Annotated in this window: 24 protein-coding genes; 18 read left to right on the top strand and 6 right to left on the bottom strand. The window is 65.3% G+C overall.

Annotated elements, in window-relative coordinates; all coding sequences use genetic code 11:
- Position 1: 1 nt before the first annotated feature.
- Positions 2–919 (top strand): LysR substrate-binding domain-containing protein, encoded by a 918-nt coding sequence (locus GRB80_RS04775; protein WP_132041076.1) that lies wholly within the window; start codon positions 2–4, stop codon positions 917–919.
- A gap of 53 nt (positions 920–972) precedes the next feature.
- On the opposite strand, the gene GRB80_RS04780 is transcribed toward GRB80_RS04775, so the two are convergent.
- Entirely contained in the window at positions 973–2,067 is a 1,095-nt protein-coding gene (locus GRB80_RS04780) for a bifunctional nicotinamide-nucleotide adenylyltransferase/Nudix hydroxylase (RefSeq protein WP_132041075.1), read from the bottom strand.
- 135 nt (positions 2,068–2,202) lie between these two features.
- On the opposite strand from GRB80_RS04780, the gene GRB80_RS04785 reads away from it, so the two are divergent.
- Both GRB80_RS04785 and GRB80_RS04790 read left to right on the top strand, forming a co-directional pair.
- On the top strand, positions 2,203–3,150 hold the full coding sequence (locus tag GRB80_RS04785; protein ID WP_161422715.1) for a YihY/virulence factor BrkB family protein: 948 nt from the start codon (positions 2,203–2,205) through the stop codon (positions 3,148–3,150).
- A gap of 59 nt (positions 3,151–3,209) precedes the next feature.
- On the top strand, positions 3,210–3,482 hold the full coding sequence (locus GRB80_RS04790) for an acylphosphatase (RefSeq protein ID WP_132041073.1): 273 nt from the start codon (positions 3,210–3,212) through the stop codon (positions 3,480–3,482).
- 16 nt (positions 3,483–3,498) lie between these two features.
- Here the strand turns inward: GRB80_RS04790 and GRB80_RS04795 are convergent, their stop codons facing one another.
- The 3 genes from GRB80_RS04795 to GRB80_RS04805 are packed head-to-tail and all read right to left on the bottom strand — an operon-like array spanning position 3,499 to position 6,384.
- On the bottom strand, positions 3,499–4,440 hold the full coding sequence (locus GRB80_RS04795; protein ID WP_161422716.1) for a nucleoside hydrolase: 942 nt from the start codon (positions 4,438–4,440) through the stop codon (positions 3,499–3,501).
- Between the two features lie 13 nt (positions 4,441–4,453).
- Positions 4,454–5,443, bottom strand: a complete 990-nt coding sequence (locus tag GRB80_RS04800; protein ID WP_161422717.1) for a ribokinase — start codon at positions 5,441–5,443, stop codon at positions 4,454–4,456.
- 2 nt (positions 5,444–5,445) lie between these two features.
- Positions 5,446–6,384 (bottom strand): D-2-hydroxyacid dehydrogenase, encoded by a 939-nt coding sequence (locus GRB80_RS04805; RefSeq protein WP_161422718.1) that lies wholly within the window; start codon positions 6,382–6,384, stop codon positions 5,446–5,448.
- A 173-nt stretch (positions 6,385–6,557) separates the two neighbouring features.
- Between GRB80_RS04805 and GRB80_RS04810 the strand changes: the two genes are divergently transcribed.
- From GRB80_RS04810 to GRB80_RS04875, 14 genes are all read left to right on the top strand, one after another.
- Positions 6,558–6,797, top strand: a complete 240-nt coding sequence (locus tag GRB80_RS04810; protein ID WP_132041069.1) for an FmdB family zinc ribbon protein — start codon at positions 6,558–6,560, stop codon at positions 6,795–6,797.
- 100 nt (positions 6,798–6,897) lie between these two features.
- Positions 6,898–8,679 (top strand): aspartate--tRNA ligase, encoded by a 1,782-nt coding sequence (aspS, locus tag GRB80_RS04815; RefSeq protein WP_161422719.1) that lies wholly within the window; start codon positions 6,898–6,900, stop codon positions 8,677–8,679.
- Positions 8,680–8,754: 75 nt separating this feature from the next.
- A complete protein-coding gene (locus GRB80_RS04820; protein ID WP_161422720.1) occupies positions 8,755–9,504 on the top strand; it encodes a YebC/PmpR family DNA-binding transcriptional regulator in 750 nt (249 codons plus the stop codon).
- Positions 9,505–9,513: 9 nt separating this feature from the next.
- Complete coding sequence (ruvC, locus tag GRB80_RS04825) at positions 9,514–10,053, top strand: crossover junction endodeoxyribonuclease RuvC (RefSeq protein WP_161422721.1); 540 nt, start codon at positions 9,514–9,516, stop codon at positions 10,051–10,053.
- Between the two features lie 135 nt (positions 10,054–10,188).
- Positions 10,189–10,800: a Holliday junction branch migration protein RuvA gene (gene ruvA / locus GRB80_RS04830; protein WP_161422722.1), complete on the top strand. Its 612-nt coding sequence runs from the start codon at positions 10,189–10,191 to the stop codon at positions 10,798–10,800.
- Positions 10,801–10,804: 4 nt separating this feature from the next.
- Positions 10,805–11,842 (top strand): Holliday junction branch migration DNA helicase RuvB, encoded by a 1,038-nt coding sequence (gene ruvB, locus GRB80_RS04835; RefSeq protein WP_161422723.1) that lies wholly within the window; start codon positions 10,805–10,807, stop codon positions 11,840–11,842.
- Complete coding sequence (ybgC, locus tag GRB80_RS04840; protein ID WP_161422724.1) at positions 11,839–12,255, top strand: tol-pal system-associated acyl-CoA thioesterase; 417 nt, start codon at positions 11,839–11,841, stop codon at positions 12,253–12,255. The genes ruvB and ybgC overlap by 4 nt, the downstream gene beginning before the upstream one ends.
- A gap of 11 nt (positions 12,256–12,266) precedes the next feature.
- Positions 12,267–12,956 (top strand): protein TolQ, encoded by a 690-nt coding sequence (gene tolQ, locus GRB80_RS04845; protein WP_161422725.1) that lies wholly within the window; start codon positions 12,267–12,269, stop codon positions 12,954–12,956.
- A gap of 12 nt (positions 12,957–12,968) precedes the next feature.
- A complete protein-coding gene (tolR, locus tag GRB80_RS04850; protein ID WP_161422726.1) occupies positions 12,969–13,409 on the top strand; it encodes a protein TolR in 441 nt (146 codons plus the stop codon).
- Positions 13,410–13,416: 7 nt separating this feature from the next.
- Positions 13,417–14,463: a cell envelope integrity protein TolA gene (tolA, locus tag GRB80_RS04855; RefSeq protein ID WP_161422727.1), complete on the top strand. Its 1,047-nt coding sequence runs from the start codon at positions 13,417–13,419 to the stop codon at positions 14,461–14,463.
- Positions 14,463–15,749, top strand: a complete 1,287-nt coding sequence (tolB, locus tag GRB80_RS04860) for a Tol-Pal system beta propeller repeat protein TolB (protein WP_132041059.1) — start codon at positions 14,463–14,465, stop codon at positions 15,747–15,749. Before tolA ends, tolB begins: the two co-directional genes overlap by 1 nt.
- Before the next feature lie 20 nt (positions 15,750–15,769).
- The gene (gene pal / locus GRB80_RS04865; protein WP_161422728.1) at positions 15,770–16,312 is read left to right on the top strand and encodes a peptidoglycan-associated lipoprotein Pal; all 543 of its coding nucleotides are present in this window, start codon (positions 15,770–15,772) and stop codon (positions 16,310–16,312) included.
- Positions 16,313–16,341: 29 nt separating this feature from the next.
- Positions 16,342–17,154, top strand: a complete 813-nt coding sequence (gene ybgF, locus GRB80_RS04870; protein ID WP_161422729.1) for a tol-pal system protein YbgF — start codon at positions 16,342–16,344, stop codon at positions 17,152–17,154.
- Positions 17,155–17,171: 17 nt separating this feature from the next.
- A complete protein-coding gene (locus GRB80_RS04875) occupies positions 17,172–17,936 on the top strand; it encodes a YciK family oxidoreductase (protein ID WP_161422730.1) in 765 nt (254 codons plus the stop codon).
- 150 nt (positions 17,937–18,086) lie between these two features.
- Here the strand turns inward: GRB80_RS04875 and GRB80_RS04880 are convergent, their stop codons facing one another.
- Positions 18,087–18,743, bottom strand: coding sequence for an HAD-IA family hydrolase (locus tag GRB80_RS04880; RefSeq protein WP_132041255.1), 657 nt, complete (start codon positions 18,741–18,743; stop codon positions 18,087–18,089).
- Positions 18,743–19,468, bottom strand: a complete 726-nt coding sequence (gene ubiG, locus GRB80_RS04885; protein ID WP_161422731.1) for a bifunctional 2-polyprenyl-6-hydroxyphenol methylase/3-demethylubiquinol 3-O-methyltransferase UbiG — start codon at positions 19,466–19,468, stop codon at positions 18,743–18,745. The genes GRB80_RS04880 and ubiG overlap by 1 nt, the downstream gene beginning before the upstream one ends.
- Before the next feature lie 163 nt (positions 19,469–19,631).
- Between ubiG and galU the strand changes: the two genes are divergently transcribed.
- Positions 19,632–20,522, top strand: a complete 891-nt coding sequence (galU, locus tag GRB80_RS04890; protein WP_132041254.1) for a UTP--glucose-1-phosphate uridylyltransferase GalU — start codon at positions 19,632–19,634, stop codon at positions 20,520–20,522.
- Position 20,523 lies beyond the last annotated feature (1 nt).

Consider the following 20,523-nt stretch of genomic DNA (forward strand, 5'->3'; position numbering starts at 1 on the left):
GGTGAACCTCGAGACCAAATGGCTAGAGGACTTCGTTGCCCTGGCTAATACACGCAGTTTTTCCGCTTCGGCTCGCCAGCGTCATGTGACTCAGCCCGCCTTCAGTCGCCGTATTCGCTCCCTGGAGCAGGCAGTCGGGGCCACGCTGGTCGACCGTTCCACCACGCCGGTCGGATTGACGCCAGAAGGGCAGCTTTTCCTGATCACGGCACGCAACCTGGTCGAGCAGCTCAACGAAAGCCTGGGGCATCTGCGAGGCCTTGCCATGGCCAACGAGGCCCTGGACATCGTTGCCGCCCACTCCCTGGCATTGAGCTTCTTCCCGCCATGGATATCGCGCCTGCAGCAGGGTATCGGCGAGCTTCCCACGCGCCTGGTGGCCATGAACGTGGGGGAGGCCATCCATGTGCTGCGCGAAGGCAACTGTGATCTGATGCTGGCCTATCACGACTCCCACGCCACCATGCAGCTGGACTCCGAGGTGTTCCCCTCGTTCTCCATCGGCCAGGTCAAGATGGCACCGGTCTGTCTGCCGGATGAGGATGGTGAACCGCGCTTTCCCCTACAGGCGGAGGAGCCGGTCCCCTATCTCGCCTACACCCAGGGCGCCTTCCTGGGGCGCAGCGTGCGCATGTTGCTCAAGAACGACCCACTGCGCCTGCGCCTGCGCACCGTCTACGAGACCGCCATGGCGGAAGGACTCAAGGGCATGGTGATGCAGGGCATGGGGCTGGCCTGGATTCCCGACTTCTGTATTCGCGAAGAGCTGAGAGATGGGCGGCTGGTTCGGGCCGGCGACGAAAAGTGGGATATCCCGCTGGAAATACGCCTTTACCGCTGCTCTCTGGTGCACAAGCCCGGCGTCGAAAAACTCTGGAAGCAGATGCAGAAACTGCCGCGCGACTTTCTTCAGGGCTGACTGCAACAGGGTTCTATCTACAACAGGGTACGATTCTTCGATTCTTTCACGGCTCACGGCATGCCGAAATCGGCAGGCAGGCCCAGGAAGTCCTGAATGATGAAGAAGTGGTCCTCGAACAGGCTCTCCGGGTCGAGGTCGGCCAGCGCCACCCAGCGTGCGTGATCGCCACCCTGTACCGGCTTGAGACGGGGTAGCTGCTGTTCGGGGCGCAGGGCGAAGTAGAAGGCCTCGGCCAGTGTTCGCCCACGCCAGCTGCGATGCGGCTCATCGAACAGGCGCTGGCCCCGCAACGACCCCTTGAGTACCGGCTCCGGCACCTTGAGGCGCACCCGCTCGCGCAGCTCCCGCAGGCACGCGTCCAGCAGACGCTCATGAGGGTTGATGAAGCCTCCCGGCAGGGCGTAGAGCCCCTTGCCGGGCGCCGCGGTGCGCCTGACCAGCAGCACATGCCCCGACTGCACGACCACCGCGTTGACGGTAACGAAGATGGGCGGGTAGGGCGCCTGGGCCCAGGCGCTGCGATACTGATCGAGCAGCACCTGCTCCTCGATCAGCTGACGGTAGTCATTACCGGCGCAGAAGTCGTGGAGGGTGTCGATGACCCCGGGCGGCAGATCGTGGAAGGCGCCGGTGCTGAGGTAGTCACCGGCCGACGGGCTGGAGTGGAATAGCCGCTCACGAATCTGGCTGGCGGAGATTCCCTCTACCAGCGCCACGCTCACCGACTCCCATTGAGGAAACAGCGCCAGATAGTAGCTCGACTGGCCGCGGCTGGCCCCGATCAGCCCGATACGCGGCAGGCGCGCTCCTTGGGGACTGGCAATATCACGCACCTTGCGCTGTACATCACGCACCCAGACATCATTGTTATAGAGGGCGTCGAGCAGTGGCACCACGGCCAGCCGCTCATTCTCCTCGGCATCGAAGGCACTGCGTAGCATGGCGCTGCGCTCGTCGAAGCGCCACGGGTTGCGAAGCGAGCGCGCCTGCCAGGCCGACCCCACCATCACGATGACCTGCCTGGCACGCTTCAGGGCCTCATGGATGACCGCGAGATGTCCAAGGTGAGGCGGCTGGAACCGGCCGATAAAGACCAGGCAGTCAAAATCGGGGCGATCGGAATTGGCGTCCGTGCAAGGGGTCATGGCAGGCCTGTGATGGAGTTACCCGGCCATTATGTTAGCCACCCCGATGGCTTGCAATGTACCGGGCGCGGGCGAGACGTACGGGGTGGGGTTCGGCTATCCTGTGACGACATCACAGGGAAGCAAGGAAGTTCGATGTTCGAAGCGAGAAAGCTGTCGCCCGCCCGGCTCAAGGCCGAGACGCTCTTCTGGTGGCGAGTGATGCAGGGGGCGGTCCAGCTATGGCTGGAACGCAATGCCTTCAGCTACGCGGGTTCACTGGCCTTCTACACGCTATTCTCCCTGGCGCCCACCATCATCATCGCGGTCACCGTGATTGGCCTGGTGCTTGGCGAGGAGGCGGCTCATGGCCAGATGGTCGCTCAGCTGCAGGGCACCATGGGGCATGATGCCGCCGCGGCCATCGAGGCCGCCGTCGCCCAGTCGCGTATCGAGGAATCGGGGCTGATGCCCAGCCTGCTGGGGGTAGGAGCCCTGCTGGTGGGTGCCACCACCGTGTTTGCCCAGATGCAGTTCTCGCTGAACACCATCTGGGGGGTGACCGCGCGCCCCAGCGCCAATAGTGCACTGATCTTTATCAAGAACCGCCTCCTGTCGTTGGCAGTGGTGGTCTCCATCGGCTTCATCCTGCTGGTATCGCTGGTCCTCGGTGTGATGCTGCGCGCCACCCTGCAGGCCGCCGACACACTGCTGCCCTATGTGGGAGCGCTGACCACCGGGGCCGAATTCCTGGTCTCACTGGTGATCATTTCGCTGCTGTTCGCGACTATCTTCAAGGTCCTTCCCGATGTGGTGCTTGGCTGGCGAGACGTCATGGTAGGAGCCGTGGTCACGGCGCTGCTGTTTGCGGTAGGCCGGTCGATGATCGCCCTCTACCTCTCGCACACGGCTACCGCCTCCACCTATGGGGCGGCAGGGTCGGTGGTGATGATCCTGCTCTGGGTCTATTATTCTTCTCTAATACTTTTGTTCGGGGCGGCCTTTACCCGCTGCCACCTTATCGCGAGAGGCAGGCCCCTGGTGCCCCGGGTCACCGCCGTGGAGGTCAAGCGCGAGTTGCTGGAGCGTGATCTTGGCGGCTGACCGCGATGGGCTCCGGCTGGTGGAGAAGACATCATAGATGTATCGACAAGGAGCGCGTCATGGAGACGACCTGCGTGAAGGCCCTGGTGACCGGCAAGGTTCAGGGCGTCTGGTATCGCCGTGCCACCCAGGAGCAGGCGCTGCAGCAGGGCCTGACCGGCCATGCGATCAATCTGCCTGACGGCCGGGTGGAGGTGCTGCTTTGCGGCCGACCCGCAGCGGTCCGGGAGGTCGGTGAATGGCTCTGGAGGGGCCCGGAGCATGCCCGGGTCACCCATGTGGAGTTCAATGTTGTCGAGACGCATGCCCCGGATGACTTTCGCACCGGTTAGGTGGGAGATTGACGGCTCAGGCAAGCACCTCGGCGATCCAGTCGCTGACGGTCTGTCCCTCGACCCCGAGGCACACATCCACCAGCGGAGTGCGCGACCAGCGATCCTCGATAAAGTCACGTCCCTCGGGTGCGAAGAGTGTCTGGCCCTCGGCGTCCCCCTCGGTCACCACCGAGAGGTGGCCCCGTGAGGTGGTGAACAGCTCCGGGCGCAGCAGCCAGGCCAGGGCGCAGCTGTCGTGGGGGCAGCAACCGTCGATGCCCAGAGCCGACTGATAGAAGTCACGGTAGAAGGCGTAACTGCCTGCCAGCACCCGGCCGAGCTCGCCCTGGCCGCCCTCGATCCGCGCCATATGGGCTGGCGTCAGCACGCAGCGATGGGTGACATCCAGACCCACCAGGGTCAACGGCCAGCCAGCGGTAAGCACCCGCGCCGCTGCATCCGGATCGTTGAACATGTTGGCTTCGGCCACAGGGGTCACGTTTCCCCCTTCACGGATGGAGCCCCCCATGACAACCACACCCTTCACCTTGTCGACAAGTGTCGGGTCTAGCTGTAGCGCCGCCGCCAGATTGCCCAAGGGGCCAACGGCGACCAGGGTCACCTCTCCGGGGCGCTCATTCACCGTATCGACGATGAACTGCGCGGCACACCGACTCTCCGCTCGACCGCTTACCGTCGGCAGCGTGATATTGCCCAGGCCATTGGCGCCATGAATATGGGCGGGAGGGGCGTGGCGCGGCTTGATCAATGGTGCCGCGGCGCCCTGGGCCACGGGAATCTTGCGCCCGGCCAGCTCGGCGAGCAGCAGGGCGTTGTGGGTGGCGGTCTCGACATCCACGTTGCCGTAGGTGGTCGTCATGCCAAGCAGGTCGACCTCCGGGTGGCGCAGGGCAATGGCGATGGCCTGGGCATCGTCCACGCCCGGGTCCGTATCAAAGATGATGGAGTGGGTCACATTACTCTCCGGGTTACGGGGTTTGAGGGTCGACGGGAGCATCGGGGGAGATCGGGGCCTGCAGGGCGCGCTGGACTTCATCGAGGGTGGGGATGCTCTCTGCAGCGCCGGACCGCTGCACCCCAAGAGCCGCGGCGGTAGCGGCATGACGCAGGCAGTCGTCGACCGACCTGCCAGCCTGAAGTGCCGCCAGGTAGTAGCCGATAAAGGTGTCGCCGGCCGCAGTGGTGTCGACGGCCACGACCGGTAGCGCCGGCTGATGTCGGCAGATGCCGTGCTGCTGGTGCCAGGCGCCTTCTCCCCCCAGGGTCAGTACTATCTCGGTCTCGGGTAGTCGCTGTGCCAGAGCGTCGAGCAGCTCCTGGGCACGGCTCTCCACGGAGAGCCCGACAAGCAGGGCGGCCTCCGTGCGGTTGACGAAGAGCAGTGAGCACAGATGAAGCGGGAGCCGAGCCACATTGTCATCCATGGGCGCCGGGTTGAAGGCTACCTTCAGCCCATGTTCGACGGCCAGTGGGATCAGCGTCTCGAGCCCGCTGCATTCGTTCTGCAGCAGCAGCCAGTCGCCCGACTGGGTGGTGGCAACGAGCTCTGCCAGCTCCTGCTGGGTGGTGCCATGGTTGGCCCCCGGGAACAGGATGATGGCGTTTTCTCCCTGGTCATCGACCTGGATGATGGCGTGGCCACTGGGGCCATCGAGCAGCGTCACTCTCTCGACGTCGACCCCCGCCCGGGACAGGGTGTCACGAGCCCAGGCATCCTGCTGGCCCAGGCGACCCCAGTGGCTGATGGATCCGGCGGCCCGGGCCATGGCCAGCGACTGGTTGGCGCCCTTGCCACCCAGCCCTACGCTGTAGTCATGGCTCGCCAGTGTCTCTCCCGGTGCCACCAGGTGGGGCACACGGTAGACATGATCAAGGTTGATGGAACCGTAGTTATAGCAGAGGAACCGAGGGGCGCTGCCGACCCTGGCCTCGGCCTGAGGGTTGTCGAGCCGCTGCATGATCACTGCCCCCGCTTCCAGTCACTCAGGTTATTGGCCGTCAGTGTCACCACATTCTGGCGTGCCTCGGGGGTGATCCAGGCATTGTGGGGCGTGACGATCAGGTTGAGCGGTTCATTCAAGGCATCGAGCAGCGGGTGGCCATCTCGGGGAGGCTCCTCGGGGAGCACATCGACCGCCAGTCCACCGAGGCGACCCTCGCGAAGGGCCGTCAGAGCCGCGACCTCGTCGATGATGCCGCCCCTGGCACAGTTGATCAGCAGGGCGCCGGGCTTGATCCTGGCCAGCAGGTCGCCACCCACCAGGTGGTGGGTCGCTTCATTGAGAGGGCAGTGCAGACTGATGGCGTCGACCTCCGGGGCCAGATCGGCGAGGCCGGGACGCTGATCCTGAGCCTCGTTGCCGGGCCTGGCGGTGAAGGTCACCCGCATGCCCAGGGCCTCGGCCAGCTGGGCCACGCGGCCACCCAGCTCCCCTTGCCCGACAATCGCCAGATGCTTCCCTTCGAGCTGCAGGGTGCGATGGTCCATCAGGCAAAAGAAGGGGCTCTCGTTCCAGCGACCCGCCGCCACATCGCGGCCGTAGCGCGGCAGGCGATTGGCCAGGGTCAGCAGCAGCATCAGGGTGTGCTGGGCGACACTGGCGGTGCCGTAACCGGTCACGTTCCTGACCTCTACCCCCAGGCGCCGAGCCGCGGCCATGTCGATATTGTTGGTGCCCGTGGCCAGCACGCAGATCAGTTTCAGGGAGGGCAGTGCCTCCAGTGTCGCGGCATCCAGGACCACCTTGTTGACGATGGCGACCTCGGCGTCTGTCAGCCTGGTCTGGGCCTCGTGGGTGGCGCTGCGCTCGTACACCACCAGCTCGTCGACCTGTTCGTGAAGGGGGGCGAGGTCGATATCGGGACCGAGGCTTGCGGCATCGAGAAGGACGGCTTTCATTACAGGGTTCCTCGTTGGATGAGGGGCGCCTTGCCCGCATAGGTATGAGGCGCGCTATAATAGCGCGCTTTGGCAGGCTTGGAAGACGCCACACTCGGCCCCATATTCATTGGGGTCGGGTCGGGCCCGACCGCGTCCTGAACTGGGTAGTGACGATTTGGAGTGATCAAACCATGCCCATCTACGAATACGAGTGCAAGGGTTGCGGCCATCGCCTCGAAAAGCTTCAGAAGTTGAGCGCCGAGCCGTTGACCGACTGTCCCGCCTGCACGACCTCGGCGCTGACCCGCCTGGTCTCCGCTGCCGGCTTCCGTCTGGCCGGTGACGGCTGGTACGAGACCGACTTCAAGTCCGGCAACAAGAAGAATCTTGCCGATAATGGCGGCGCCTCCTCCGGCGCCACGCCAGACTAGCAGGATGGGGTGGCGGCCCTCAGGCCGCCACCCCCCAGCGGTTCGACCCCGTTACTCGAACACCATTTGACTTACACCACGCAACAGAACAGGACACGACATGCGCAGCCATTATTGCGGCCAGCTCAACGAGACCCTGGTGGACCAGACGGTCACCCTGTGCGGCTGGGTACACCGCCGCCGTGACCACGGGGGCGTGATCTTCCTCGACATGCGCGATCGTGATGGTATCGCCCAGGTCGTGGTCGACCCCGACACCGCCGAGGCCTTCGCCAATGCCGACCGCGCCCGCAGCGAGTTTGTGCTGCGCATCCAGGGCCGTGTGCGGCTGCGCCCCGAGGGCACGCAAAACCCGAACATGCCCACCGGCATGATCGAGGTGCTGGCCAAGCAGGTAGAGGTGCTCAACACCGCGGCCACGCCGCCGTTCCAGCTCGACGAGCACGGCAAGGTCGGTGAGGAGGTGCGTCTCAAGCACCGCTATATCGACCTGCGTCGCCCCGAGATGATCGACAAGCTGCGTCTGCGCTCACGCATCTCTCACAGCGTACGCGCTTACCTCGAGGGGCAGGGCTTCCTCGACATCGAGACCCCGATCCTGACCCGCGCCACCCCCGAGGGTGCCCGTGACTACCTGGTGCCGAGCCGAACCCATGCGGGTAGCTTCTTCGCACTGCCCCAGTCGCCGCAGCTCTTCAAGCAGCTGCTGATGGTGGCGGGCTTCGATCGCTACTACCAGATCGCCAAGTGCTTCCGCGACGAGGACCTGCGCGCCGACCGTCAGCCGGAGTTCACCCAGATCGACCTCGAGGCCTCCTTCGTGGAGGAAGAGGACATCATGGGCATCACCGAGGCGATGATTCGCCAGCTCTTCCAGGACGTACTCAGCGTGGAGCTCCCCGACTTCCCGCGCATGACCTGGCAGGAGGCGATGAACCGCTACGGCTCCGACAAGCCCGATCTGCGCATTCCGCTCGAGCTTACCGACGTCGACGACCTGATGAAGCAGGTCGACTTCAAGGTCTTCTCCGGTCCGGCCAGCGCCGACGACGGTCGTGTGGCCGCCCTGCGGGTGCCGGGTGGGGCCAAGCTGTCCCGCAAGGAGATCGACGAGTATACCAAGTTCGTCGGCATCTACGGCGCCAAGGGCCTGGCCTGGATCAAGGTCAACGAGCGCGCCAAGGGCCTCGAGGGACTGCAGTCGCCCATCGTCAAGTTCATGGAGAACGTGGTCGAGGAGCTGCTCGAGCGGGTAGGTGCAGTGGATGGCGACATCATCTTCTTCGGTGCCGACAAGGCACGCATCGTCAACGAGGCGATCGGCGCGCTGCGGGTCAAGCTGGGTGAGGATCTCGACCTCTATACCCAGGAGTGGTCGCCGCTGTGGGTGGTGGATTTCCCCATGTTCGAGGCCGACGACAATGGCCGCCTGAGCCCGCTGCACCACCCCTTCACCTCGCCGGCCTGCAGCCCCGAGGAACTCAAGGAGAACCCCGCCGGGGCGCTCTCGCGGGCCTATGACATGGTGCTCAACGGCACCGAGCTGGGTGGCGGCTCCATTCGTATCCATGATCAGGCGATGCAGCGCCAGGTATTCGAGATCCTCGGCATCGGCGAAGAGGAGGCTCGCGAGAAGTTCGGCTTCCTGCTCGACGCCCTCCAGTACGGCGCCCCCCCCCACGGCGGCCTGGCCTTCGGGCTCGACCGACTGGTGATGCTGATGACCGGCGGACGCACCATCCGCGAGGTGATCGCCTTCCCCAAGACCCAGAGCGCGGCCTGCCTGATGACCGACGCCCCGGGCGAGGTCAGTGGCGACCAGCTCAAGGAGCTCAATATCCGCCTGCGGCAGAAGGCGAGGGCGGAGACCGCCGGCGAGTAACGGCGACTCCGACCCGAAGTGATCACACCGGCGCCCGAGGGGCGCCGGTGTCATGTTGAAGCTAAGGAGAAGAGAATGGCTGGGCACAGCAAGTGGTCCAACATCAAGCATCGCAAGGCGGCTCAAGACGCCAAGCGCGGCAAGATCTTCAATAAGCTGATTCGTGAACTGACCGTGGCCGCGCGCCAGGGTGGCCCGGACCCGGCGGATAACCCGCGTCTGCGCGCCGCCGTCGACAAGGCACTCTCCAGCAATATGGCCAAGGACACCGTGCAGCGCGCCATCGATCGTGGCGCCGGCAATGTCGACGGCGACGCCATGGAGGAGTGCATCTACGAAGGCTATGGGCCGGAGGGGGTGGCGGTGATGGTCGAGTGCCTCACCGATAACCGCAACCGGACCGTCTCCGAGGTGCGACACACCTTCAACAAGAGTGGTGGCAACCTCGGCACCAGCGGCTCGGTGGCCTTCATGTTTCACAAGCAGGGGCGCCTGGCGCTCCCCGCTGGCCTCTCGGAAGAGGCAGTAATCGAGGCCACCCTGGAGGCCGAACCCGAGGATATCGTGACCCTGGAGGACGACAGCCTGGAGGTAGTCACCAGTCCCGATGCGTACCATGAAGTCAAGGAGGCGCTGATCGAGGCAGGGATAACGCCGGAACGCAGTGAGCTGGGGCTGTTCCCGGAGACGACCACGCCCATCGCCGACGAGGAGTTGGCTCGCAAGGTGATCCGGCTGATCGATATGCTCGAGGACCTGGATGACGTCCAGAATGTCACCACCAACGCGGAGTTTGACGATGCCGTGCTCGATGCCATCGACTGAGGCCGACTCATGCTGATACTCGGCATCGATCCCGGCTCACGCATCACCGGCTATGGTGTGCTGGATGTGGCGAGCGCCACGCCGCGTTATGTGGCCAGTGGCTGCATTCGCATTCGTGCCGACGAACTGGCCCAGAAGCTCGCCCAGGTCTATGCCGGCGTTGCCGAATTGATCGCCGTACACCGTCCTGTCGAGTTCGCCATCGAACAGGTAGTGATGTCAAAGAATGCCGACTCCGCCCTGAAGCTGGGCCAGGCACGAGGCACCGCCATCGTGTGTGCCGCCAACCACGGGTTGGCGGTGAGCGAATATGGGCCGCGCCAGATCAAGCAGGCGGTCACCGGGTCGGGGCGCGCCGACAAGCTCCAGGTCCAGCATATGGTCACCGCCATACTGGGGCTCTCCGCGACGCCCCAGGCCGATGCCGCGGATGCCCTGGCCATCGCCTTGACCCACGCCCATGCGCGTCGGGGCCTGTTGACCAGCGGTAGCTTCGGAGGTCATCGCAGCCGGCGCAAGGGCGCTTCCTGGCGGGATTTTCGCCCCTGACACTGTCGCTATATGGCGACGTCACTGATGTTCTCGAACGCCGTTCTGCTGGACTGGTCAGCCCTGTGACCGACCAGTATAGTGGCGGCATCGACGGCCTCTGCCGTCTTCCCTGATGCAAGGATACGACTTTCGATGATCGGACGCCTGCGAGGTACGCTTCTCGATAAACAGCCCCCCTGGTTGGTGGTAGATGTGGCCGGCGTCGGCTATGAGCTGGAAGCGTCCATGACCACACTGGTGGCGCTGCCGGCCGCCGGCGAAACGATATCTCTCTACACGCATCTCACCGTCCGGGATGATGCTCACCTGCTGTATGGCTTTCTGCGCGAGCAGGAGCGCACCATGTTCCGCGCCCTGATCAAGGTCAACGGGGTGGGGCCCAAGCTGGCATTGGCGATTCTCTCGGGCATGGACGAGGGCGCCTTTCGGCGCTGTGTTCTGGATGATGACATCAAGTCCCTGACGCGACTCCCCGGGGTCGGCAAGAAGACCGCCGAGCGGTTGATCATCGAGATGCGCGACCGTTTCCCTCATTGGGAGGCCCCCGAGGCTGCCCTGTTGGACGGGGGGGAGGGCGAGCCCCCCGCGGGTTCGCCAAGGGACACGCTGGCCGACGCCGAAGCGGCGCTGGTCAGCCTCGGCTACAAGCCGACCGAGGCGTCCAGGATGCTCGCCGGCCTGGAGGGCGAGCCCTCCACCGAAGCCATGATCAAGGCGGCCCTCAGCCGCCGGATGGCGGGGTAGCGTCATGCTGGAGAGCGACCGCCTGATCGCCGCCGACGTCCGCGAAGGAGAAGAGCCCGTCGACCGCGCCATCCGCCCCAAGCGGCTGACCGACTACATCGGTCAGCCCCGGGTACGCGAACAGCTCGATATCTTTATCGGAGCGGCTCGCGGGCGCAGCGAGAGTCTCGACCATACCCTGATCTTCGGCCCCCCGGGGCTCGGCAAGACGACGCTGGCCAATATCATCGCCGAAGAGATGGAGGTCGGGCTCAAGTCGACCTCCGGACCGGTGCTGGAGCGCGCAGGCGACCTTGCCGCCATGCTCACCAACCTCGAGCCCGGTGATGTGTTGTTTATCGACGAGATCCATCGGCTCTCGGCGGTGGTGGAAGAGATTCTCTATCCCGCCATGGAGGACTTCCAGCTCGATATCGTGATCGGAGAGGGGCCGGCGGCGCGCTCCATCAAGCTCGACCTGCCTCCCTTCACCCTGGTTGGCGCCACCACCCGAGCGGGGCTTCTCACCTCACCGCTGCGCGACCGCTTTGGCATCGTTCAGAGGCTTGAGTTCTATGCCATCGAGGAACTCACCGAGATCGTGGCCCGCTCGGCTCGTCTGATGGGGGTCGATGCCGATCCGGAGGGTGCCCTCGAGGTGGCACGTCGTTCCCGCGGCACGCCGCGTATCGCCAATCGGCTGCTGCGTCGAGTGCGTGACTATGCCGAGGTTCGCGGCAATGGCCATATCGATGCCGCCATCGCCGATCGTGCCCTGGACATGCTTCACGTGGACCAGCATGGCCTCGACCATATGGATCGCCGCCTGCTGGTCGCGATGATCGAGAAGTTCGATGGGGGGCCGGTGGGGGTGGACTCCCTGGCCGCTGCCATCGGCGAGGAGCGAGACACCATCGAGGACGTGATCGAGCCCTACCTGATCCAGCAGGGGCTGATGATGCGCACCGCCCGAGGCCGCGTCGTTACCCGTCAGGCCTGGCAGCATTTCGGCCTGGCCCCTTCGGCGAGTGCCGAGGATGCGGCGGGGGAGACGCGGCCATGAGCGGGTTTCGCTTCCCGGTAAGGGTCTATATCGAGGATACCGATGCCGGCGGTATCGTCTACTACGTCAATTACCTCAAGTACATGGAGCGGGCGCGCAGCGAATGGCTGCGCGCCCGGGGCATCACTCAGCGCGAGCTGTTCGAGAGCGGCGTGCAGCTGGTGGTCCACCGTCTCGAGTGCCGCTACCTCTCGTCTGCCAGGCTGGATGACGCCCTCGAGGTGAGTGCCGATGTGCTGTCCGCAGGACGTGTTCGGCTGCAGTTCGAGCAGCAGGTGACCCGCCACGGGGAACCTCTGTGCGAAGCCCGGGTCGACATCGCCTGTATCGATGCCAGACGCCACAGGCCGACACCCTGGCCGGCCCCGCTCGCCGAGCTGCTGCATCCCACTTCTGCTCAATACCAAGCCTGACGAGGATTCCCGTGAACGACGCCATGTCCATCCCCCATCTGATCATGAACGCCAGCACCGTGGTGCAGCTGGTCATGCTGCTGCTTACGGTGGGCTCGATCCTGTCGTGGGTCGTGATCTTCCAGCGCACCTTCATGATGCGACGCGCCCGCAAGGCCCATCGTGGCTTCGAGGATCGCTTCTGGTCCGGAGTTGACCTCAACGAGCTCTATCGCGAGGTGCCCCCGGAGCAGGAGACCCAGGGCGCCGAGCATATCTTTCGCGCCGGCTTTCGCGAGTTCAACCGCCTGATGCCCAAGACCCGCAGCCCCCAGGCGATCCTCGACGGCGTCCAGCGCAGCATGCGCGTGGCCTGGTCCCGGGAGGAGGAGCGACTCAACCTGCACCTGGTGTTCCTCGCCACCGTGGCCTCGGCCAGTCCCTATATCGGCCTGTTCGGCACGGTATGGGGCATCATGGGCTCCTTCCAGTCGCTCTCCATGGCCCAACAGGCGACTCTCTCCACCGTCGCCCCCTGGATTGCCGAAGCGCTGATAGCCACCGCCATGGGCCTGTTTGCCGCCATCCCGGCGGTGGTCTTCTACAACCGCCTCTCCGCCGAATCGGGCCGACTGCTCGGCAAGTACGAGGATTTCGCCGAGGAGTTCCACTCCATCCTGCACCGCAACTTGCAGGGTCGGTCCGACGCCGGCGGCGCCTGAGGGAGTCACGACATGCATGGACCCTTTCATCGCGGGGGAGCCCGCAAGCCCCTCGCCGAGATCAATGTGGTTCCCTTTATCGACGTCATGCTGGTGTTGCTGGTCATCTTCATGATCACCGCGCCGATGCTGACTCAGGGGGTGGACGTCGATCTGCCCCAGGTGGCCTCTGAGCCCATCAATCCTCCGGAGGATAGTGACCCGATCATCGTGTCGGTGGATCGCGAGGGCCAGCACTATCTCTCCATCGGTGGCGAGGAGACCGCCATGCCCCTCGAGGAGCTGGCCGATCGGGTGATCATCCTGCTCGAACGCAAGCCCGGGACCCCGGTGATGGTGCGCGGTGACCGCAACGTCTCCTATGGTCAGGTGGTGACCCTGATGGGCACGCTGCAGACCGCCGGCGTCGGTAGTGTCGGCCTGATCTCCGAGCCGCCGAGTGGGGGGGAGTAAGCTCACCATGGCCAGACGACAGGCTCGGGTAGGCTATGGGGTACCGACGCTGCTGGCGGTAGGGCTGCATGTGCTGGTGTTGCTGTTCAGCGTGATCAGTCTGCCAACCAGGGAGCATGAGCCCAGCGCCTCGTCCATTGTTCAGGCGACCCTGGTCAGTACCGAGACGGTCACCGACCAGGCCCAGCGTGCCGAAGAGGCGCGTCAGCGTGCCCTGGCCAGACAGGCGGCGGAAGAGGCGGCCGCCCAGGAGGAGCAACGCCAGGCGGCGGAAGAGGCGGCCACCCAGGAGGCACAGCGCCAGTCCGACCAGGCCGCCGAGGAGCAGGCGCGTGAAGCCGCGCGCCAGGCCGCCGAAGCCGAAGCGGTACGGCGTGCCGAGGAGGCGGAAGCCGAGACGCGCCGTCTCCAGCAGCAGCGTGACGCCGAGGCAGAGGCACAACGCGAGCGCGAAGCCGAGGCACAGCGCCGTCGTGAGGAGGAGGCCGCCCAACAGCGCGAGGCCGAGGAGCAGGCCCGGCGTGAAGAGGAAGCCGAGGCACAGCGCCGCCGCGAGGAGGAGGCCGCTCGTCAGCGCGAGGCCGAGGAGCAGGCCCGGCGTGAACAGGAAGCCGAGGCACAGCGCCGCCGCGAGGAGGAGGCCGCCCGACAGCGGGAGGCCGAGGAGCAGGCCCGCTTGGCTCGTGAACAGGCCGAGGCCGAGATGCAGCGGTTGATCGAGGGGGCGGACGAACGTGTCGCCAATGCGCAACAGGGGCAGCAGGCCGCCAACGACTTTATTGCCCTGGTACGCCGGGCCGTGGAGCAGGCCTGGCGTATTCCGCCCAATATCTCCTCGGGAGCAACGGCCGAGATCTCGGTGCGACTGGGCCCCTCGGGGGAGCTGTTTGTCGCCGAGGTCTCCCGCTCCAGTGGTGACAGCGCCTTCGATCGATCCGCCGTGCAGGCCGTCGAGGCAGCCGCGCCATTCGCCGAACTGCGACAGTTGCCAGCCGGCGTGCAACGCGATTACCGTCAATTCAATCTGCGCTTCAGACCGGGAGACGTACGCTGATGAAATCCTTGATGACTGCATGGCTGACCGCCGCCCTGCTGATGGTGAGTCAGCTTGCCCAGGCCGACCTGACCATCGAGATCACTCGGGGCAACGAGAGTGCCACGCCCATTGCCGTGGTCCCCTTCGCGGGCACCGAAGGGCTGCCCGAGGATGTGGCTCGGGTGGTTCATGATGATCTCGAACGCAGCGGTTACTTCGACCCGCTGCCGCGTCGTCAGATGATGGATCAGCCGGCCAGTGCCGATGAGGTGCGATACGGTAACTGGAAGGCATTGGATGTTCGCTACCTGGTGGTGGGCAGCGCCACGCAGGAGGGCGAGGGCTATCGGCTGCGCTTCGAGCTGATGGATGTCAGTGGCGAGAAGCGCATGCTCGGTGAGGTGGTCACCGCCAGCGCGGGTGAACTGCGCGGCGCCGGCCACCATATCAGCGACCAGATATTCGAGGCGATCACCGGGATTCGTGGCGCCTTTTCCACTCGCATTGCCTATGTCACCTCCCAGGGAGTCGGTGACAATATGCAGTTCGCGCTCTATGTGGCCGATGCCGATGGACACAACAGCCAGCAGGTGCTGAGTTCCCCGCAACCGATCCTGTCGCCGGCCTGGTCACCGGATGGCCGCAAGCTGGCCTATGTCTCCTTCGAGACCGAGCGGTCGGCGATCTATGTGCAAGACATTGAAACCGGTAAGCGGGCGCGTATCAGCTCCTTCACCGGCATCAATGGGGCGCCGGCCTGGTCACCCGACGGCCGCCGACTGGCGATGTCGCTCTCCAAGGATGGCCAGCCGGAGATCTATGTGATGGACATCGGCTCGCGCAGCCTGCAGCGCATCACCAATGACTCGGCCATCGATACCGAGCCCTCCTGGGGACCGGACGGACGCAGCCTGGTATTTACCTCCGACCGCAGCGGCGGCCCCCAGCTCTATCGCCATGACCTGGCCAGCGGGGAGCAGAAGCGCCTCACCTTCACCGGCAACTACAATGCCCGAGGACGCTTCTCGCCGGACGGCGAGGCGCTGTTCCTGATCCACCGTTCCAGCAACGGTTACCAGGTCGCTCGCCAGGACCTGGGGAGCGGTCGCCTGGTGACGCTCAGCGACTCTCGCTGGGACGAGTCGCCCAGTGTTGCGCCCAACGGGACCATGGTAATCTTCGCCACCCAGCAGGGTAACAGCGGGGTGCTGGGGGCAGTCACCGCGGATGGCCGTGCCTCCTTCCGACTGCCCTCCGCTCAAGGTGATGTGCGCGAGCCCGCGTGGTCACCTTTCATGAACTGATCCTTCAGGAGTATGAAACGATGCAATTCAAGCCCTATGCCCGTTCCCTGGCGGTAGCCCTGTCGCTGGCCCTGGTGGCCGGCTGCTCCAGCACCGGCGGTACCCAGGATGGCGCCATGGACGGAACCCGCGATGGTAGCGGCGTCAGCAGCAGTGGCGTGAGTGATGGCCGCACCAGTGGCTCCGGTTACGGCGGCACGTCGGGTGCGGCCGGGCAGCAGGCGGATGGACGCATTCCGCAGCAGCGTACGGTCTATTTCGAGTTCGACAGCGACCGAATCCGCAGCGAGTTCGAACCGGTCCTGGCCGCCAATGCCCGCTATTTGCGCGAGAATGGCAATGTCCGCGTGGTGCTCCAGGGGCACACCGACGAGCGCGGGACTCGCGAGTACAACATGGCGCTGGGTGAGCGACGCGCTCGCTCCGTGGAGAAGTTTCTCTCCGTGCAGGGCGTTTCTCCCTCCCAGGTCGAGGTCGTCAGCTACGGCGAGGAGCGCCCCGCTGCGCGTGGCCAGAATGAACAGGCCTTCGCCCAGAACCGTCGCGTAGTGTTCGCCTACTGAGGCAACACTTCGACACTAGGGAGACACAGATGGAACACGGTCTGAAGAGGCTGTGCGGTGCGGGAGCCCTGGTGCTCCCGCTCTCCGTAGGGGTTCCTGCACTGGCTCAGCAGCCAGTGGTCGAGGACCTGACCGCGCAAACCAGCACGTTTTACCAGCAGACGGATACCCGTGAGCCCGCGGGTGGCAGCCTGGTGATCTTCAACCAGGTGCAGGAGCACCAGGAAGAGCTTCGCCGACTGCGTGGCCAGGTCGAGGAGTTGCGCCATCAGCTCGAGCAGCTTCGCGGCCAGACCCGCCAGCAGTATATGGATCTGGAGGACCGGCTGTCTTCGGTATCGGCCGGCATAAGTCGGTCATCGCCGGATGAGGAAACCCGTGACGAAGCGCGTGACGAGCGACCCAACAGCGAGTCAGAAAGGCGAGACGCGGAGACCGGCACGGCGTCACCGAATGCCGAGGACTCCGATGTCCAGGCGGCCTACCAGAAGGCCTTCTCCAGCGTACAGGCGCGGGAGTTCGACAGGGCCATCGCCGCCTTCGATAGCTTTGTCGGCAGTTACCCCGAGAGTCGCCTGACCCCCAATGCCCACTATTGGCTGGGTGAGCTACACGCCGCAGAGGGCCGCCTGGAGCCCGCTGAGGCCGCCTTTCGCACCGTTCTTGACGACTATCCGGAGAGCAACAAGGTGCCCGACGCCCTCTACAAGCTGGGGCTGCTCAAGGCCCGCATGGGCCAGCCGGATGCCAGCCGGGAGCTGCTCGAACGGGTCCGTGAGGCGCACCCCGAGAGCACCGCGGCGGGGCTGGCCGACGACTTCCTGCGGCAGTCCGGTAACTGACTCATCGAGGAGACTCCATGACCATCTGCAAGATCGACTATCAGGCACCGAATGGGCTGCTGAATGACCGCGTTATTCTGGTGACCGGTGCCGGTGATGGCATCGGCCGAACCGCGGCGCTGACCTATGCCCGACACGGCGCGACGGTCATTCTGCTGGGACGCACCATCGCCAAGCTGGAGGCGGTCTACGACGAGATCGAGGCCGCCGGTGGCCCGCAGCCGGCGATCTTTCCGCTGAACTTCGAGGGTGCCAGCCTCAAGGACTACCAGGATATGGCCGACACGCTGGACAAGGAGTTCGGTCGCCTGGACGGGATCCTTCACAATGCCGGGCTGCTCGGTCGCATCACGCCCTTCGAGCAGTATAATCCCGAGCTCTGGGATCAGGTCATGCAGGTCAACATCAACGGACCGATCGCAATGACCCAGGCGCTGCTGCCCCTGCTCAAGAGCTCTGCGGATGCCTCGGTGATCTTTACCTCCTCCAGCGTGGGCAGGAAGGGGCGTGCCTACTGGGGCGCCTATGCGGTCTCCAAGTTTGCCACCGAAGGCTTCGTGGAGGTGCTTGCCGATGAGCTGGAGCACCTGGGCTCGGTGCGGGTCAATAGCCTCAACCCCGGCGCGACGCGTACCCAGATGCGCCGTAGTGCCTACCCGGGGGAGGACCCTGACACCCTGCGCACCCCGGAGGAGATCATGCCTACCTATCTATGGTTGATTGGGCCGGATAGCCGTGGGCATAACGGCGAAAAATTCGACGCCCAGCCACCAAAGGCTTAGTCCCACGAATCGCGCACGACTGGTGTCACACGCGACAATGTGCAGCGACAACCCTTGCAGGGCGGGGGGGAGGGCGCTGAGGCGCCATCCCTGGTCGCTACCTCAGCCACTCTTGCTCCTCGTCCCGTACATATCGTCACTATCGAGGGCTCAACTCAGCGCCGCCACCAGCTCCTGGCCGGTCTCAAACCAGAGGTCGGCCGGCCAGCGACGATAGTCGTCACCCTCCTCGATATACCCCCAGCCTACTGCCACGGCGGTCATGCCGGCGGCCCTGGCCGCCTGCATGTCCCGCAGATGGTCACCGATGTACCAGCAGCGTGACGGAGGCGTATCCAGGTGGCGCGCCGCCTCCAGCAATGGCGCCGGGTCGGGCTTCTTGACCGGCAGGTCATCGGCACACAGCAGAGATCCCGGCGTCAGTGCCAGGCTCTCCACCAGGGGGGCGGCATAGGCACGCGGCTTGTTGGTGACGATGCCCCACGGCGCCCCTTCGGCCTCCCAGGCGGTGAGCAGCGGGGCCAGCGGCGCAAAGACCCGGCTCTCGGCAGCCACGGCCTCGCCGTAGGCGGCGAGCAGGAAGCTGCGTGCTTCATCGTGTCCCGGCGCCTCCCGGGCCAGCCCCAGGGCGAGCTCGACCAGGGCGCTGCCACCGTTGGAGACCTGGGCACGGATGACCGGGTAGGGCAGGGCATCGAGGCCATGATGTGCCCGCAGGGCATTGGTGGCCCGCGCCAGATCCGGTGCGGTATCCACCAGGGTGCCGTCGAGATCGAAGAGCAGGGCGGCCGGACGAGAGATCGACATCATGTTTCCTCGCGACGGCAGTGCATCAGATAGTTGACCGAGACATCGGTCGGGTGCAGACGATAACGGCGGCTCAGCGGGTTATAGATCAGCCCGCTCTGCTCGCGGACCTCAAGCCCCGCCTGCCGAGACCAGCGGGCCAGTTCGGCGGGACGAATGAACTTGGCATAGTCATGCGTGCCCCGGGGCAGCATGCGCAGCACATACTCCGCTCCGACCACGGCCAGGGCGAGCGCCTTGGGGTTGCGGTTGAGCGTCGAGAAGAACACCTGCCCGCCGGGCTTGACCAGGGTCGCACAGGCGCGCACCACGGAGCTGGGGTCCGGCACGTGCTCGAGCATCTCCAGGCAGGTCACCACATCGAAGCTTGCCGGCGCCTCCTCGGCCAGGGCCTCGACGCTGACCCGCTGATAGTTGATCTCAAGCCCCTGCTCTTCGGCGTGAAGCCGAGCCACGCCCAGCGGCGCCTCACCCAGGTCGATGCCGATGACATCCGCGCCGCGGTGGGCCATTCCCTCGCTGAGGATGCCCCCGCCGCAGCCCACATCCAGTACCCGTCGCCCGGCCAGACCGGCGCGGGCATCGATGAAGTCCAGGCGCAGCGGATTGATGTCGTGCAACGGCTTGAACTCTCCGGTGCTATCCCACCAGCGCTCCGCCAGGGCCTCGAACTTGGCGATCTCGCCGGGATCCATGTTCTCCGCTTTCGACTGCGTTGCACCCATTCGCTCTCTCCAGGTTGATAAGGGTGTGGTCGGTATCGCAGCGGTGGCAGGCTGCGACGAGTCCGGTATCATGAGCGTCATTCTACCCGTTCCCGGCGGCGACTTCCCCATGGCGCGGCGCCGCAGCGAACGCCACATCGCGACCCTCGACAAGGACTGCCCCATGATTCGCAAGGCTGTGCTTCCCGTAGCCGGTTTCGGCACCCGTTGCCTGCCCGCCTCCAAGGCGATTCCCAAGGAGATGATCACCATCGTCGACCGTCCGGTGATCCAGTATGTGGTCCAGGAGGCCGTCGACGCCGGTATCCGCGATATCGTGCTGGTGACCCATGCCAGCAAGGGGGCGATCGAGAACCACTTCGACAAGCACTTCGAGCTGGAGACGAGCCTCGAGGCCAAGGGCAAGCATGAGCTGCTCGAGGAGCTCAACGCGATTCTCCCCGACGACGTGAATATCATCGCTGTGCGCCAGCCGGAACCGCTGGGTCTGGGGCATGCGGTGCTCTGCGCCCGACCGGTGATCGGTGATGACGCTCCCTTCGCCGTGCTCCTGCCCGACGTGCTGGTAGACGACGAGGGACTGGAGCACAACGATCTCGCCGGCATGCTGGAGGCCTTCGAGTGCCGCGGCCATGCCCAGCTGATGGTCGAGGAGGTTCCTCACGAGATGACTCACAAGTATGGCATCGTCGATACCGGTGGGGAGGCCCCCGCGCCGGGAGCGTCGAGCCCCCTGGTCGGCGTGGTGGAGAAGCCGCCGGTGGAGGAGGCCCCCTCGAACCTGGCCGTGATCGGTCGCTATGTGCTGCCGGGCAGCATCTTCGCACGGCTTGCCGATACCCCGCCCGGCGCCGGAGGAGAGATCCAGCTCACCGACGCCATCGAGTCACTGCGTGCCGATGAGGGGGTCGATGCCTACCGAATGCGGGGCAAGACCTTCGACTGCGGCCACCAGCTCGGTTATCTCGAGGCCACGCTCGCCTATGGCCGCCGCCATGCCCGCTTCGGGGAGGGCTTCCGCGAGCTGCTCGACCGCTACGCCGGGGAGGCCTGAG

The sequence above is a fragment of the Halomonas icarae genome, assembly GCF_009901955.1.
GTDB classification, from domain to species: Bacteria; Pseudomonadota; Gammaproteobacteria; order Pseudomonadales; family Halomonadaceae; genus Halomonas; species Halomonas icarae.